16 protein-coding genes and 1 riboswitch are annotated in these 14,985 nt (G+C 45.4%); all 16 genes read right to left on the bottom strand.

Translation table 11 applies throughout. The features are described from left to right. Positions 1-28: 28 nt before the first annotated feature. The 16 genes from ribH to AC0YN6_RS12875 all read right to left on the bottom strand — a co-directional run bounded on the left by ribH (position 29) and on the right by AC0YN6_RS12875 (position 14,948). Positions 29-499, bottom strand: coding sequence for a 6,7-dimethyl-8-ribityllumazine synthase (gene ribH, locus AC0YN6_RS12950; RefSeq protein ID WP_053376708.1), 471 nt, complete (start codon positions 497-499; stop codon positions 29-31). Positions 500-522: 23 nt separating this feature from the next. Continuing rightward, on the bottom strand, positions 523-1,758 hold the full coding sequence (locus AC0YN6_RS12945) for a bifunctional 3,4-dihydroxy-2-butanone-4-phosphate synthase/GTP cyclohydrolase II (protein ID WP_475747252.1): 1,236 nt from the start codon (positions 1,756-1,758) through the stop codon (positions 523-525). A gap of 343 nt (positions 1,759-2,101) precedes the next feature. Then, positions 2,102-2,761: a riboflavin synthase gene (gene ribE, locus AC0YN6_RS12940; RefSeq protein WP_475747251.1), complete on the bottom strand. Its 660-nt coding sequence runs from the start codon at positions 2,759-2,761 to the stop codon at positions 2,102-2,104. A gap of 92 nt (positions 2,762-2,853) precedes the next feature. After that, complete coding sequence (gene ribD / locus AC0YN6_RS12935) at positions 2,854-3,945, bottom strand: bifunctional diaminohydroxyphosphoribosylaminopyrimidine deaminase/5-amino-6-(5-phosphoribosylamino)uracil reductase RibD (RefSeq protein ID WP_475747250.1); 1,092 nt, start codon at positions 3,943-3,945, stop codon at positions 2,854-2,856. A gap of 218 nt (positions 3,946-4,163) precedes the next feature. Further along, a riboswitch (FMN riboswitch) is annotated at positions 4,164-4,375 on the bottom strand. A 33-nt stretch (positions 4,376-4,408) separates the two neighbouring features. Continuing rightward, positions 4,409-4,840, bottom strand: a complete 432-nt coding sequence (locus tag AC0YN6_RS12930; RefSeq protein ID WP_475747249.1) for a peptidylprolyl isomerase — start codon at positions 4,838-4,840, stop codon at positions 4,409-4,411. 53 nt (positions 4,841-4,893) lie between these two features. Further along, positions 4,894-6,225, bottom strand: coding sequence for a diaminopimelate decarboxylase (gene lysA / locus AC0YN6_RS12925; RefSeq protein WP_475747248.1), 1,332 nt, complete (start codon positions 6,223-6,225; stop codon positions 4,894-4,896). Between the two features lie 131 nt (positions 6,226-6,356). After that, positions 6,357-8,003, bottom strand: a complete 1,647-nt coding sequence (locus AC0YN6_RS12920; RefSeq protein WP_475747247.1) for a spore germination protein — start codon at positions 8,001-8,003, stop codon at positions 6,357-6,359. Positions 8,004-8,027: 24 nt separating this feature from the next. Further along, on the bottom strand, positions 8,028-8,456 hold the full coding sequence (locus AC0YN6_RS12915) for a stage V sporulation protein AB (protein WP_475747246.1): 429 nt from the start codon (positions 8,454-8,456) through the stop codon (positions 8,028-8,030). Next, positions 8,449-9,099: a stage V sporulation protein AA gene (locus tag AC0YN6_RS12910; protein WP_475747245.1), complete on the bottom strand. Its 651-nt coding sequence runs from the start codon at positions 9,097-9,099 to the stop codon at positions 8,449-8,451. Before AC0YN6_RS12910 ends, AC0YN6_RS12915 begins: the two co-directional genes overlap by 8 nt. 115 nt (positions 9,100-9,214) lie before the next feature. Beyond that, the gene (sigF, locus tag AC0YN6_RS12905) at positions 9,215-9,970 is read right to left on the bottom strand and encodes an RNA polymerase sporulation sigma factor SigF (protein WP_475747244.1); all 756 of its coding nucleotides are present in this window, start codon (positions 9,968-9,970) and stop codon (positions 9,215-9,217) included. A gap of 19 nt (positions 9,971-9,989) precedes the next feature. Next, entirely contained in the window at positions 9,990-10,436 is a 447-nt protein-coding gene (gene spoIIAB, locus AC0YN6_RS12900) for an anti-sigma F factor (RefSeq protein ID WP_475747243.1), read from the bottom strand. Beyond that, positions 10,433-10,786: an anti-sigma F factor antagonist gene (gene spoIIAA, locus AC0YN6_RS12895; protein WP_475747242.1), complete on the bottom strand. Its 354-nt coding sequence runs from the start codon at positions 10,784-10,786 to the stop codon at positions 10,433-10,435. Before spoIIAA ends, spoIIAB begins: the two co-directional genes overlap by 4 nt. A gap of 252 nt (positions 10,787-11,038) precedes the next feature. Then, positions 11,039-12,247: a D-alanyl-D-alanine carboxypeptidase family protein gene (locus AC0YN6_RS12890; RefSeq protein ID WP_475747241.1), complete on the bottom strand. Its 1,209-nt coding sequence runs from the start codon at positions 12,245-12,247 to the stop codon at positions 11,039-11,041. Positions 12,248-12,472: 225 nt separating this feature from the next. Continuing rightward, on the bottom strand, positions 12,473-13,804 hold the full coding sequence (locus AC0YN6_RS12885) for a pyrimidine-nucleoside phosphorylase (RefSeq protein WP_475747240.1): 1,332 nt from the start codon (positions 13,802-13,804) through the stop codon (positions 12,473-12,475). A 36-nt stretch (positions 13,805-13,840) separates the two neighbouring features. Continuing rightward, a complete protein-coding gene (locus AC0YN6_RS12880; protein WP_475747239.1) occupies positions 13,841-13,999 on the bottom strand; it encodes an aspartyl-phosphate phosphatase Spo0E family protein in 159 nt (52 codons plus the stop codon). Positions 14,000-14,108: 109 nt separating this feature from the next. Beyond that, positions 14,109-14,948, bottom strand: a complete 840-nt coding sequence (locus AC0YN6_RS12875; RefSeq protein WP_475747238.1) for a purine-nucleoside phosphorylase — start codon at positions 14,946-14,948, stop codon at positions 14,109-14,111. Positions 14,949-14,985 lie beyond the last annotated feature (37 nt).

Here is a 14,985-nt window from a genome sequence, read left to right as displayed (position 1 = left end):
TCCTCCCGCCTAGCCTTAACTTCGCTGCTTAACCTTGCAATTGTTTAGTCAAATTCGCCATTTCAATTGCGCTTGTTGCAGCTTCATAACCTTTATTGCCTGCTTTCGTACCAGCACGCTCGATGGCTTGTTCAATCGAATCCACGGTCAAAACGCCAAAGATAGTCGGAATGCCCGTCTTGAGTGCAATTGCCGCAACACCCTTAGCTGCTTCGTTGCAAACAAAATCGAAATGCGGAGTTGAACCCCGAATAACAGCGCCAAGAGTAATAACAGCATCATACTTGCCGCTTTCCGCCATTTTTTGAGCGATTAATGGAATTTCGAAAGCTCCGGGCACCCATGCTACTTCAACATCCGAATCCTGTGCGCCATGACGTTTGAATGCATCAAGTGCGCCTCCAAGCAGCTTGCTTGAAATAAACTCATTAAAACGTCCTACTACTACTCCATATTTTAAACCTTCTGATACTAAATGTCCCTCATAAATTCGTGTCATTTTGTCAACTTCCTTCCGTTATTTTAAATGATGTAGTCAATACCTTCAAAACTAAGTAGATGACCCAGCTTAGATTTCTTTGTGCGAAGATAACTTTTATTATCTTCCTTTAGCTCCATTTGTATAGGAATACGCTCTACAACCTCTAGTCCGTATCCTTCAAGACCTTTAATTTTGCGAGGATTGTTAGTCATTAAACGCATTTGACGAACGCCAAGATCCTTCAAAATTTGTGCGCCTATACCATAATCGCGCAAATCCGCGGGAAAGCCAAGCTTTAAATTCGCATCAACCGTATCCAAACCTTCTTCTTGCAGTGCATACGCCTTTAATTTGTTGATAAGCCCAATGCCTCTTCCTTCTTGGCGCATATAAAGCAAAACGCCGCTTCCCGCTTCTTCAATCTGTCTAAGAGCTGCTTCAAGCTGTGGACCGCAATCGCACCGATGAGAGTGAAATACATCGCCGGTTAAACATTCCGAGTGAACACGCACAAGCTGTGGAAGCTCGGGATCAATATCACCTTTGACTAGAGCGATATGCTCTTTATTATCAATCATATTCGTATACGCAATCGCGCGGAAAGTACCAAAATCAGTTGGCAGCTTAACATCAACCGCACGCTCAACAAGCTTTTCCTTCTCATTACGATACTGAATAAGCTCTTGAATGGTAATAAGCTTCAGGTTGTGCTTCTCTTTAAAGACAAGCAGATCTGGCAAACGGGCCATCGTGCCGTCCTCATTAATAATTTCGCAAATCGCTCCGGCCGGTGATGAACCGCACAACACAGCGAGGTCGATTGCCGCCTCCGTATGACCAGCACGGCGAAGTACGCCGCCAGGTCTTGCGATGAGCGGGAATATATGACCTGGTCTGCGGAAATCCGCTGCTTTGGTCGTCGGATCTATTAACGCTTTAACGGTTTCGGAGCGCTCAAATGCGGAAATCCCTGTTGTTGTTCCTATATAATCAACTGAAACGGTAAATGCTGTACCGTGATAGTCGGTATTATGAGTTACCATAGGCGGCAGATCAAGCTGGTCAGCCCGCTCCTGCGTAATGGGAACACATACAAGACCTCTAGCCTCAGTAATCATAAAATTAATAACCTCTGGCGTCATTGTATCTGCAAGAGCAATTAGATCACCCTCATTTTCCCGATCTTCGTCGTCCACGACAATAATCGGCTTACCGAGCTTGAGGTCAGCTAATGCCTCTTCTATGTTATCAAATGGGTATTTTTCTGTATGTTCCATTGGTTTCCCTCCTTTGTGACAACCAAACCTTGATAAGGCTTCTACCTTACCTTCAAAGGTTACTTTAAATATCAAATCTTTAAGTAAAATAGCCAAACCTTAAAGGCTTTTCGAACCCACCCAAACCCTCCCTTCCAAGGGAGGGCCCCAAGGACTGCGTCCTCTGGACACCTACAACTGGACTAACGCGGGAGTTTATCAGATGATTATGTGCCAGCTTTGGCTAAGGATCGCTTTCGTCCCTGCGGGACACGCTTACTATTAGTGCTTACTGTTAGTGCTTACTGTTAGTGCTTACTGTTAGTGCTTAATGCTAGTGCTTAATGCTAGTGCTTACTGCTTGTTACAAAAATCCATTTTCCATAAGGAATGAAGTGGTTAACTTAGAGCTCGTTGGTGCCGCTTCTGGCCGTTTGAAATGAAGCAGATGATCGACGTACTTGCCGATAACATCGCATTCGATATTAACGGTGTCTCCAGCCCGTTTGTTTTGTAAAGCTGTCTCACCTAACGTGTGCGGAATAATGGATACGGAAAAGGATTGTGTTGCTGTATCCACTACGGTAAGACTTATTCCATCTATTGTGATTGAACCTTTCGGGATCACATAGCGCAGCATGTCAGTGTCGTCTAAATGAATTTTATAAACAACAGCGTTGGCATCCGTATCTCGCGAAGTGATTTTTCCAGTACCGTCAATATGCCCTTGAACGATATGACCGCCAAAACGTCCGCCTGCCTGCATCGCTCTCTCTAAATTCACTTGCTCGCCAGCACGTATTTGGTGAAGGTTGGACTTGCGATACGTCTCAGGCATCACATCTGCGGAGAATGAGCTTCCGTCAAATGACGTTACCGTTAAGCAAACACCGTTAACCGAGATACTATCTCCCAGCATTACGCCATCCGTCACACGGGATGCACCGATTACAAGCCTCATCGCTTCTCCCTGCTTCGTGATTCCTTTCATCTTTCCCACTTCTTCCACTAATCCGGTAAACATGGGCTTCCTCCTCAAAGGTTCGCAAATGCAAACCTACTTCAAACAACGTATAATTTTATTTAGTTAAAATATCGGCTTACAGTCCAATTATTTTAATATACTGGATAGCCCGAAACGCAAATGTCCTCGCCTGCCATTTCAACACTTACCCGATCCAGTGATATAGCATCGGCCATTTTGTCGAAACCTGCAAAGGTAAAGGTTCCTGTTGTACCGCCGATTATTTTTGCCGCGTAATAAAGAATTATTTTATCGATAAGACCTGCCTCTAGCATCGCACCATTAAGCTGGCCGCCGCCCTCAAGTAAGATTGAACCGATCTCAAGCTCACCGAGCTTCTTCATCGCTTCACCAAGATCTACTTTTGCGCAAGTACCGCATACAACAATTTCAACACCTGCTGCTTCAAGAGCTTGACGATTGTCCACGCTTGCTTCACTGGAAGTTAGAACGATCGTTCGAATGGAGCGATCTGTTACTACCCGCGCATCAAGCGGTAATCGCAGCGTGGAATCTACGATGATCCGAATCGGATCAATAGCTGGGACAGCTGCTCTCGTATTCAATAGAGGATCATCAGCAAGCACCGTGCCTATTCCAACCATAATGGCTTCGTGCTGATGACGCAGTGTATGAACCTGCTCCCGCGCTATTGCGCCGGTCACCCAGCGGCTGTCACCTGATCGTGAAGCAATTTTACCATCTAACGTGCTGGCTGTTTTTAAGGTAACGAATGGATGACGAGTCGTAATATACTTATTAAATTTTTCGTTCATTTTCTGTGATCTTTGCTCTAGTACGCCTACAGTAACGGCAATTCCTTCTTCACGAAGTCTTGCAATGCCTCGACCTGATACTGCTGGATTAGGATCGCCGCTCGCAATAACAACTCTTGCAGCTTTCGCATCGATGATACGTTCACAGCAGGGGGGCGTTTTTCCAAAATGACTGCATGGCTCCAACGTTACATAAACGGTAGCCCCTTCTGCCTCATCGCCCGCCATCTGAAGAGCATGCACCTCAGCATGACCGGTTCCACGCTTTAGATGCGTGCCAATTCCGAGAATTCGACCATCCTTTACAACTACACAACCAACTACAGGATTAATTCCTGTTTGACCAGAAGCTTTCGCAGCCATATCCAGCGCTAACCCCATATAAAATTCGTCATTTAAAATGTCCATGAACAAAAAACACCCCCATCGGCATACGATCCGACAGGGGTGATGAAAGATAATTCGAGAACTACGACAAAACCGATCGACGTTGTCGGCTTTTCTCACCGACTTATCGTTAGTCGCACAAGCTGCGAAAACGGTTCGTAAATACGCCAAATAAACTAACCTATTACATATGTGAAATAAAACACATGCCAATAAGCAGTAAATTATAGCTGTCGAAGCATCCCCTTCTCCCATCCAGACTGTACTGTCGGTCCCGGAATTACACCAGGTCCACCGTTCTAATCGTTTTTTCATCCAAATACTTTCGAATAAAAAAGCCAATTAGCCCGGGTCACGGACTGACGAGATGGCACAGAATTTCGGATTACCGATATTCTGTGCCATCTCGATCACCGCCGGTTAGGAATTTCACCTGACCCCGAAGGATTGCTGCACTTACATTAATTTAGTTAGTATCTTAACATTAAATCGATTCAACTTCAACCTTTTCCATTTTGTCTCCGCCTTTGAAAGCATCAACAAACTCCATACCTTTTGAAACTTTGCCAAAAACGGTATGTCCGCCATCCAAATGCGGTTGTGGAGCATAACCGATATAGAATTGGCTGCCGCCTGTGTTGCGACCAGCATGCGCCATAGCTAGTGAACCACGCTCATGCTTGTTAGGGTTGATTTCACAATTGATTTGGTAGCCAGGACCGCCTGTGCCTGTACCATTCGGGCAGCCGCCTTGTGCGACGAAACCAGGAATAACGCGGTGGAAAGTAAGTCCATTGTAAAAGCCTTCGTTAGCAAGCTTCTCGAAGTTTGCTACAGTGTTCGGCGCGTCTTGATCGAATAGATCGATTAGAACTTCTCCGCCGTTTGCTAGTGTGATTTTTGCTTGTTTTGCCATTGCTGCATCTACCTTTCTTTTATCCGAATAAGACTACGTTACCAATTTCGCTCTTATTTCGCAAGCGATGATTTTTGAAGTCTTGCCGGAATGACGTCATTGCATACGATATTTTCAAGCGATTCACGCTTAACAGCAAGGTCTGCCTGGCCATCTTTCACGAAAACAACAGCCGGACGACGAATGCGGTTATAGTTACTCGCCATTGCATAATTATAAGCACCTGTACAGAAAACAGCAAGTAAATCACCGTTTTCAGCTTTCGGAAGCTCCAAGTCCCAAATCAGCATATCGCCACTCTCACAGCATTTACCCGCTATAGATACCGTTTCTTCAACAGCTTCATTTGCACGATTAGCAAGCACTGCTTCATATTTGGATTGATATAGAGCTGGGCGAGGGTTGTCTGTCATGCCGCCGTCAACCGCGATGTATTTACGTACACCAGGAATGTTTTTGCTAGTACCAACTGTATATAAAGTTGTTCCTGCATCTCCAACCATACTGCGGCCTGGCTCTACCCAAATTTCAGGCAATGGGAACTCTGCAGCTGTGAATTTTGTAATAATCGCACCAGTAATTGCAGCTACATATTCGCTGATTGGCAATGGTGTATCGCCCTCAACATAACGAATTCCGAATCCGCCTCCAAGATTGATTACTTTAAACGTAAGGTTAAGCTCGCTTCGAATGGCAACCGCGAAATCAGCAACCTTGTCCACTGCCATACGGAAACCTTCAACCTCAAAAATTTGCGATCCAATATGGGAATGAACGCCCAAGATGACAAGGTTCGGCAAAGTAAGAGCTTCTTGAATCGCTTGTTTCGCTGCGCCGTTTCCGAGATCAAAACCAAATTTCGAATCCGTTTGGCCAGTTGAAATATAATCATGTGTATGTGCTTCCACTCCTGGCGTAATGCGGAACAAAATATTTACTTTCTTGCCTTTATCGCCAGCAAGTGCATTCAACAGATGAAGCTCCATGAAATTGTCAACAACGAAGCAGCCAATACCTGCATCAAGAGCCATGTTGATTTCTTCTGGCGTTTTGTTGTTTCCATGGAAATGTATGCGTTCAGCAGGGAATCCTGCTTGCATTGCAGTGTACAATTCACCATCGGATACGACGTCAAGCGATAGACCTTCTTGCTCAGCAATTGCACACATAGCCATTACGCTGAACGCTTTGCTTGCGTATGCGACTTGAAATCTAAGACCAGAAGCTTTGAAAGCTTCAACATACTCGCTTGCACGTTGACGTACAAGCGCCTCGTCCACAATATATAGTGGCGTGCCAAACTGTGCAGCCAAATCAGCTACATCACAGCCGCCAATCTCTAGATGTCCATTTTCGTTAATTTTACTTGTTCCATGCAGGTACATAATTTCCCCTCAGCTTTCTTCTATCTGCAAGCAGATAGAACGGATAGAATTTGCATTAATAGCACTAGTATAACGCATTCTACCCGCTCGAAGAAATGGATAAATCCACATTTCATTTGCATTTTATGAATCTACTCCGTTTTTGGCATTTTATCCCTCTGCTGCGGATTCAAAATATTGGGGCGAGTTCGATTATAGAGTACAGGTTGACGGATGATAATGCTCCACAACGCTCTGAGATCAAACGGAATAATCGGCCACATGTAGGGGCGGTTGAATGAACGCTCATTTACGAGCATCAGCAGGATAGCCGTCGTCGCAATGACGAAGCCCGGTGCACTGAAGGCGGCCACCGATACGATTAAGACTAGCCGCACGATTCGGTTCGCTAGTCCAAGCTCATAGCTTGGTGTTGCAAACATGCCGATAGCTGCAATTGCCATATACAAAATGACCTCATTTACGAATACACCTGTCTTAACAGCAATATCACCAATGAGAATCGCAGCAACCAACGACATAGCTGTTGCAAGCGAGGTTGGCGTATGGACGGAAGCCATTCGAAGCAAATCTACGCCAATCTCAGCAAGCAGAAATTGTACGACTAGCGGCAGCTTTCCGGTTTTATTCGGTCCAATAAATTCTAATGCCAACGGCTTCATCTCAGGATGCATAACGAATAGAAGCCACAAAGGCAGCATAAATAATGACGCAAAGATACCTATAAACCGTACCCAGCGCAAGTAGGTTCCAATAAAAGGAGTTTGTCGATTCTCCTCTGCATGCTGCATCAAATCGGTGTAGGTTGTAGGAATCGTCATAACACTTGGCGACGTATCAACAAATACCGCTATAGTGCCCTCCAGCAAATGGGCAGCTACCGTATCAGGTCTTTCTGAATAACGAACAAGCGGGAAAGGATTCCATCCCCTCTTTACTGTTGATTCCTCAAGCTGCTTGTCTGCGAGCGGCAAACCGTCTATTTTCACCATCGAAATTTTGTCCTTAACCGCTTTGAGCAGCTTCTTGTCCACAATATCATCAATATAGGCGATGCAAACGTCGGTTTGCGTCCTCTCACCTACCCGTATGATTTCATAACGAAGCTGCGGATCACGCAAGCGTCTACGTACAAGCGACACGTTAACCATTAACGTTTCCACGAAGCCGTCCCTGCTGCCGCGAACGACTTTCTCAAGCGACGGCTCTTCCGGCCCGCGTGCTGGAAAAGCTTTTGCATCAATCATTACTGCGCAGGATTCACCATCGATAAATAAAGCTGTTACGCCTGACAACACACTTGTCAGCATCTTGTTCCAATCCTCTTCTTTAGATACCTGCGAGGCAGGAACGAACAAATCAAGGAAGGAATGGAACGCATCCGCAGTGAGATCATCTGGATGCAGATAGGTCAATCGCATAAGAACATCGGTCAGCACGGTGTCCTTAACTAATCCATTCATAGACAGCATTGCTGTGCGCCGCTCGCCAAATGTCATTTCTCTCACGACGACGTCGAAACTTATTTTGTATCCAATCTCACGCTCCAACCTGAGCAAAACATCATCCAAATCAGATGGGATCGGCGTTTTTTCTTTCCTCGCTTTTTTCTCCGTATCATCATTATTCTTTTTGTCTTTCTTATTTGTGCGTGAGAAGGATACCTTGTTTATCGCAACTCCTGATTCCTCTTTCTGTTGATCGTCTGACCCCTCTAGCATCGGAGGCGCTCCATGCCCCTCTTTATCCTTGCCTTGTACATCATGATTGTCATTCATCACTCTCACCCCATCCATACGAAATCACCATTGATATACTAGCCAATCGAATAACGAACCTAACGTTTTCCCGAGTACCATCGCCATGACGAGTGCGACCATGTAATCGGATAAATTCATTCTTTTTGCCAAAATAGGCAGTACGTTCATCACCTCAGTCAAGGCAGCTGCCAACATTCCAACAAACATACCATCGATGAGACCTGCCCCACTCAAAAACACACTCGCAGGCAGCGACAACTTCCAGCCCATAAAATCTGCAAAGGTCCAGTACAGCGACCCGCATATGACGGCAGACTCAAACCACGCTGACATTCGATAGGCATTAGCAACCTGAGCAAGCCGCGGAATAAGGTCGAGTATAATGAGTAACGCCACCAATCCGCTGCCTACTGCTAGCCCTCCTGCCAACCCAATTAGCGCAATAAAAATATTAGCAGCTGCACTAATCATGCCTGTTTCCCTGTGTCTGATCGTAATCTGATTTTTTACGCATTTCGTCAGCAATGACATAAGCATTTACATTTTCCTGATACATATACAGCTCAACTTCAAGTGGGTTAGGCTCCTCATTGAACCGTTTGCGGAATATATGGTTAAAAAACAGTACCATACCAAGTCCAATGCCTAGCGAATAAGGAATTTGAAACCATAGCGGATGCTCCGTGCGTTCCCCCGTGATCAGCTCGACTATTCGGATATGAACTTCTTGCATACTTACATCCGTATGGAAATTCATAATAGCGAGACCCGCTCCAAAAAACAGAAGCAGCCACGAAAAAATCAATACAGAAATTCGCGGCTTAACCGGCTTTTCCGCAATCATGACCAGCACCTGTGGATCTCCGTAGGCTTCAACCGTTAAGTCTGGCTCAAGCTCTCGGATCGCTTTTACGATTTGCAGCAAGTCTATAACGACGCGATTTCCGTCCGCCTTCTTGTGCTCATAGAGAACAAGCGTCTTAAGCCGATCTTCAAGCTCGTCATCCTTAGCCAGCAGCCTCGCTGCCTGCCCCAAGGATACACGTTGATTCGGTTTCGTATAAATTCGTTTTTTCAAACGCAGATAGAGGACCGAATGGTTGGTTGTGGCCATTTGTCATCTTCCCTTCTGCCTATAACTTGGTGTAAGTTTCCCTTTTAGTATGATAAAAGGTCGATTCGGATACTCATGCAAAATGAGGTAAAAAATAGAAAAAGACCAAATCGCCCTAAAGGGCGATTTGGTCTCGGATGGACTGTAATATTTTTTTCTCAAGCCGCGATACCTGCACCTGTGATATACCCAGCCTGCTTGCTACTTCGGATTGCGTTTTGTCGCGGTAATACCGCAAGTACACTATTAATCGTTCTCGCTCGTTTAGGCCTTCAATAGCTTCCACAAGCGCCAGCTTGTCAAACCAGCGATCCTGAGATTCATCAGCGATTTGGTCCATTAGCGTAATCGGGTCACCATCATTTTCAAACACGGTTTCATGAATCGACGTCGGCGGCTTGTTCGCTTCCTGAGCGAATACAACTTCTTCTGGCGTAATGCCAAGCTGCTCTGCTACCTCCCCAATTGTGGGCAGGCGACCTAACGTTTTTGAAAGCTCATCCTTCATTTTCCGCACCTTATTAGCGGTTTCCTTGAGGGATCTGCTTACTTTCAACGTTCCGTCATCACGTAAAAATCGTTGGATTTCCCCAATAATCATTGGAACCGCATAGGTTGAAAACTTAACATCATAGGACAAATCGAATTTGTCCACTGATTTAAGCAATCCGATACATCCGATTTGGAACAAATCATCGGGCTCATAACCGCGATTGATGAACCGCTGCACGACTGACCAAACTAAACGAATATTACAATGTACGAGAGTATCCCTTGCAAGCGTATCGCCGGATTGACTTAACGCAATAAGCCGCTTCACTTCCGCGTCATCCAAGTATGGCTGGGCCGTCTGCTTTAGATTGACATCCATGAGGTTCAACCCCTATACGCTAATTGTAAAGCGCTTTTTTCGATTCGATTCTCTTCAGCATTGCTACGCGTGTGCCGCCGTCTACCTGACTTGAAACTTCAAAACGATCCATAAAGTTTTCCATAATGGTGAAGCCCATTCCAGAGCGTTCCAGCTCGGGCTTCGACGTGTATAACGGTTGACGTGCAAGATCTAAATCCTCAATGCCACGACCATGATCGGATACTGTAAGAGACACAGAATCACCTTCGATTCTTGCCTCTATTTTAACTTCGCAAGATGGATCGTTCTCGTAGCCATGGATGATCGCATTCGTTACGGCTTCGGACACCGCAGTCTTCAAATCATTCAGCTCCTCGAGCGTCGGATCAAGCTGTGACACAAATGCAGCTACCGCAATTCGTGCAAAGGCTTCGTTTTCCGATCGGGCGCTGAAGGAAAGCGTCATTTCATTGGAACCGTTCATGACACCACCTCCAAACTGGAAATTGCAGTACGTTCGTTTTCATGAACCGTCAGTATCTTGAACAAGCCCGACATCTCGAATAAACGATGAACATTCGGATTCACATCGCATACGACCATTTTGCCGCCCTTGCCCTTGACTTGCTTGTATCGGCCCAAAATGACACCTAGACCCGAACTGTCCATGAATTGCAGCTCTTTCAAGCTAAGAATGACGTGCTCGCTGTTGCCTCTTAAGAGGGCTTCCTCCATCTTATAGCGAACGACATCGGCTGTATGGTGATCCAACTCGCCCCGAAGCCTTACGATCAGCACATTGCGGTATTGCTCCAATTCTGCTTGCAGACTCATTATGCTGTTCAACTCCTCTAGGTTTTTTCAAACATAAGTAGGAATAAGCGTTGCCTGTTTGCCATCCTTACATTTTACCGTGAAACGCGGACTGATCTGCGATGAGTCAGATTCAGACGTTTACACTTGCCGAGATAGAACTAGCAATTCTCCAAGATGGTGGCCTATTCCTGCATGCCGACAAAACTAGAAGCATACCGCTAACAGCTGACAAAATACGAGTCACATAAAGATATAAAATTCAGGTTCTAGTTATGCAAATAAACCAGAGAAAGATCGTTTCAACAATTTCCACCAGCCTGCCCGTTCTACAGAAAGCGGCGCATCCACATCAAATTCTTTCAGTACATTCTCACCTTGATAGACAACAAGTTTTCCGATGGGTTGACCAATTTGAACCGGCGCTTTAAGCGGACCGTTAATTTTTAGCTCATAACGAATATCTTTCGTTTGACTGCCTTTTTTCAGAAGAACGCTATAGGGATGCTTCGCAACAAGCGGGAGCTCAGGCGCTGTGCCTTTCTCAATTTTCAGTGTCCCCATTGACTCTCCTTCTTTAATAATAGGATGGTTCATATACTGGGCGAACGAATAATCAAACATTTGTGACACTTCAGCATTCCTAGTCTTCGTATCCGGTTCACCCATAACAACGGCAATAACGCGCATATCATCACGCTTTGCAGTAGCGGATAGACAATACTTCGCTTCACTCGTAAAGCCAGTTTTTAAACCGTCTGCACCGCTATAGAATCGAACAAGTTTATTCGTATTGACTAGCCAAAATGGCTTAGCAGAGGTCTTCCTCAAATAATCCTGATAAAGCCCTGTATATTTAGTGACCTCAGAATGCTTTAGCAATTCTCTGGACATGACTGCAATATCATGAGCCGATGAATAATGATTCGCTACAGGCAATCCGTTTGGATTAGCAAACTGCGTATCATTCATACCAAGCTGCTGAGCGCGCTCATTCATCATCGTTACAAATTGCTGTTCCGTACCCGCCAGCTTCTCAGCCATTGCGACAGAGGCATCATTACCGGAGGCCAGTGCTATGCCCTTGACCATGTCGTCAACCGTCATTTCTTCTCCAGGCTCGAGAAAAATTTGCGAGCCTCCCATGGATGCAGCGTACTCACTTGTTTGAACCTTGTCTGATAGTTTTATTTTGCCGTCATCGAGCGCCTCCATAATGAGCAACAGCGTCATTATTTTGGTAATGCTTGCAGGCGGGAGCTTATCATGACTGTTTTTTTCATAAATAACTGTCCCGCTATCTGCATCCATAAGAATAGCAGAACGCGCTGACGGTGCTAAATTGGCGTTAGAAGCTTGATTCAATGGCGCAGGTGATGGACCGGGAGCAGGTGTTGGCTCCACAGCTGCAAAAGCTGCTGCCGGCAGCGCTAGCGCAATTACAAGAATGAGTATACCTAGCTTGATCATACGATTTCCCAACTAAATCTCCTCCTAAAAGTTTTGTGAAGCAAAACTTACTTCGTAAGCATCAGCTTAGTTTTGTGAAGCAAAGTAAAGCAAAAGACGTTTGCTGCACAATTCGCATATATTTCTCTTTTCAGTGTTGACTCTTAAGTTGGAAATTATTCCATTAGCTAGAGTTAATTGCACAGCAAAAAAAATCCGCCCACGTTGCCTGGGCGGATTTCCTTTAATATAAAACTATTAGTCGAATCGCGTAATGCCTTCAGCTGTAATGACTGATAACAATAAGGCTCGCGGCTCTGGCTTTTCTGAAGAGATCTTGTACGCATTTCTTACGCGATCAGCGACCGCTTGCACAGAGTCATTTGCTTCACGGACATGAAGCAGTGCAAGCGTATCACCGGCATTTACAGAATCACCAAACTTCTTGCGAAGTGTAACCCCTACTGCATAATCAATCGCTGCGTCGTATGTTGCTCTACCAGCACCTAAAAGCATCGCAGCTAGACCAAGCTGCTCTGCTTCAATTGCATGTACAAAGCCAGAGTCCTCTGCTTTCACTTCAATAATTGCGGCTGCTTGCGGCAGTCTAGCTGGGTCGTCTACAATTGAAGCATCCCCGCCCTGCGCAGTAATAAACGCTTTAAACTTCTCTAGGGCAGCTCCGCTCGTGATCTGATCGCGCAGCAGCTGCTTCGCAGCCTCTACTGAATCAGACTTTCCACCTAATATAACCATATGAGCTCCGAGTGTGAGACACAGCTCTGTAAGATCCTCAGGCCCATTTCCTTTGAGTGTTTCAATCGATTCTTGTACCTCTAGAGCATTTCCGATTGCAAAGCCGAGCGGCTGATCCATGTCACTAATTACTGCAGCAGTGTTCCTGCCGACCTCAGTACCAATATCAACCATTGCTCTTGCTAATTGCTCAGAGTGCTCCAGCGTCTTCATGAATGCTCCGCTGCCCGTTTTCACATCAAGCACAATAGCATCCGCGCCAGCAGCAATTTTTTTGCTCATAACTGAACTTGCGATAAGTGGAATCGACTCTACAGTTGCTGTTACATCGCGCAAGGCATAAAGCTTTTTGTCCGCAGGTGCAAGATTCCCGCTTTGCCCAATGACGGCTAAACCGATATCGTTCACCTGTGTCATAAATTTCTCGCGTGAGAGCTCTGTACGGAAGCCATCAATAGATTCTAGTTTATCAATGGTGCCACCGGTATGACCAAGGCCGCGACCAGACATTTTGGCAACAGGTATGCCTACTGAAGCGACTAATGGCGCTAATATTAAAGTCGTTTTATCGCCCACGCCACCAGTGCTGTGTTTATCAACTTTAATACCGCTAATCGGACCAAGGTCAACCTGATCACCTGAATTAGCCATCGCAAGCGTAAGTGCTGCTGTTTCTCTGGAAGTCATACCGCGGAAAAAAACAGCCATCGCCCATGCGGATAGCTGATAATCCGGAATATCGCCCCGAGAATAACCGTCAATTAAAAAAGTTAGCTCCGAAGCGGTCAGCTCGCCACCGTCTCTTTTCTTCTGTATAAGATCTACCGACCGCATTTGTCCCTCTCCATTCACCATACTGTTGTTGAATAGTTATTGAGCACGTCGCTCCCTTTGCACTTGGACAATAATTTTATCAAGTGATTGACTTAACATAATGACGTCCAAATGCTGAAGGCTTTTATTCAACAGAGCTGCTTCGACCATTTTTTTACGTAATTGCTCCATTTGCATGAGTACTTGCTTGTCCATTTGATTGTCCACTCCATCTTTCTGTAATCATGGACATTATACGACGAATCACAAAAAAAACACTGTCATAATGAGTCGACGGAATTATTACAATTGTGTTACAAGATTGTTAGATTTCCGCAATTAATGCGTTAACAAGTCCCAAGAATTGGGACTTGACGCGTTCAGTCGTTTCCATGACTTCATCATGCGACAACGGTTGATCCAAAATACCCGCGGCCATATTGCTTATACAGGAAATCCCAACAACCTCAATCCCAGAATGACGTGCTGCAATGACTTCTGCAACAGTCGACATTCCGACAGCGTCGGCTCCAAGAACCCTCAGCATTCGAATCTCCGCAGGTGTTTCATAGGTTGGACCTAGGAGACCTGCATAAACGCCTTCACGCAGCGTAAAGCCTTGAGACGTTGCTATATCGCGTGCTACAGCACGCAGACGCTTGCTGTAAGCTTCCGACATGTCCGGGAATCTTACGCCCAGCTCATTGTCGTTTGGACCGATCAACGGGTTTTTTCCAGTCATATTAATATGGTCAGAGATGAGCATGAGGTTGCCCGCTTCATAATCCAAATTGACGCCGCCTGCTGCATTTGTGACCAGCAATGTTTTCACGCCTAGCGCCTTCATAACTCGAACTGGAAAGGCTGTTAATTCTGGGCCATATCCTTCATACATGTGAAACCGTCCGCGCATTAACAATACCGTCTTGCCGGAGAGTGTTCCAATCAGCAGCTCACCTGCATGACCTTCAACCGTAGAAATTGGAAAATGGGGAATATCATGATATTGAATCGTAATCGCATTCTCCAAATGGTCGCCAAGCACGCCAAGTCCAGAGCCCATAATTAATCCAATTTCCGGTCTTTGCTCTGTTTGAGCTTCAATAAATTGCGCTGCTTCTTTAATATTAGCTGCTGATAGTCCAGCTGCTGTAATTGTAGTCATAAAAAATCCTCCTAAAGTAAGTTCATAAATAAATTCA

Source organism: Paenibacillus sp. J22P15, from assembly GCF_056269345.1.
Note: the sequence above shows the minus strand (reverse complement) of the source record. Positions and strands in the feature narration are given on the sequence as shown.

What these genes read in the sequence shown, in the direction of transcription:
- ribH (WP_053376708.1), bottom strand. Translation starts at nt 499, where the DNA reads ATGACACGAATTTATGAGGGACATTTAGTATCAGAAGGTTTAAAATAT.
- AC0YN6_RS12945 (WP_475747252.1), bottom strand. Translation starts at nt 1,758, where the DNA reads ATGGAACATACAGAAAAATACCCATTTGATAACATAGAAGAGGCATTA.
- ribE (WP_475747251.1), bottom strand. Translation starts at nt 2,761, where the DNA reads ATGTTTACCGGATTAGTGGAAGAAGTGGGAAAGATGAAAGGAATCACG.
- ribD (WP_475747250.1), bottom strand. Translation starts at nt 3,945, where the DNA reads ATGGACATTTTAAATGACGAATTTTATATGGGGTTAGCGCTGGATATG.
- AC0YN6_RS12930 (WP_475747249.1), bottom strand. Translation starts at nt 4,840, where the DNA reads ATGGCAAAACAAGCAAAAATCACACTAGCAAACGGCGGAGAAGTTCTA.
- lysA (WP_475747248.1), bottom strand. Translation starts at nt 6,225, where the DNA reads ATGTACCTGCATGGAACAAGTAAAATTAACGAAAATGGACATCTAGAG.
- AC0YN6_RS12920 (WP_475747247.1), bottom strand. Translation starts at nt 8,003, where the DNA reads ATGAATGACAATCATGATGTACAAGGCAAGGATAAAGAGGGGCATGGA.
- AC0YN6_RS12915 (WP_475747246.1), bottom strand. Translation starts at nt 8,456, where the DNA reads ATGATTAGTGCAGCTGCTAATATTTTTATTGCGCTAATTGGGTTGGCA.
- AC0YN6_RS12910 (WP_475747245.1), bottom strand. Translation starts at nt 9,099, where the DNA reads ATGGCCACAACCAACCATTCGGTCCTCTATCTGCGTTTGAAAAAACGA.
- sigF (WP_475747244.1), bottom strand. Translation starts at nt 9,970, where the DNA reads ATGGATGTCAATCTAAAGCAGACGGCCCAGCCATACTTGGATGACGCG.
- spoIIAB (WP_475747243.1), bottom strand. Translation starts at nt 10,436, where the DNA reads ATGAACGGTTCCAATGAAATGACGCTTTCCTTCAGCGCCCGATCGGAA.
- spoIIAA (WP_475747242.1), bottom strand. Translation starts at nt 10,786, where the DNA reads ATGAGTCTGCAAGCAGAATTGGAGCAATACCGCAATGTGCTGATCGTA.
- AC0YN6_RS12885 (WP_475747240.1), bottom strand. Translation starts at nt 13,804, where the DNA reads ATGCGGTCGGTAGATCTTATACAGAAGAAAAGAGACGGTGGCGAGCTG.
- AC0YN6_RS12880 (WP_475747239.1), bottom strand. Translation starts at nt 13,999, where the DNA reads ATGGACAAGCAAGTACTCATGCAAATGGAGCAATTACGTAAAAAAATG.
- AC0YN6_RS12875 (WP_475747238.1), bottom strand. Translation starts at nt 14,948, where the DNA reads ATGACTACAATTACAGCAGCTGGACTATCAGCAGCTAATATTAAAGAA.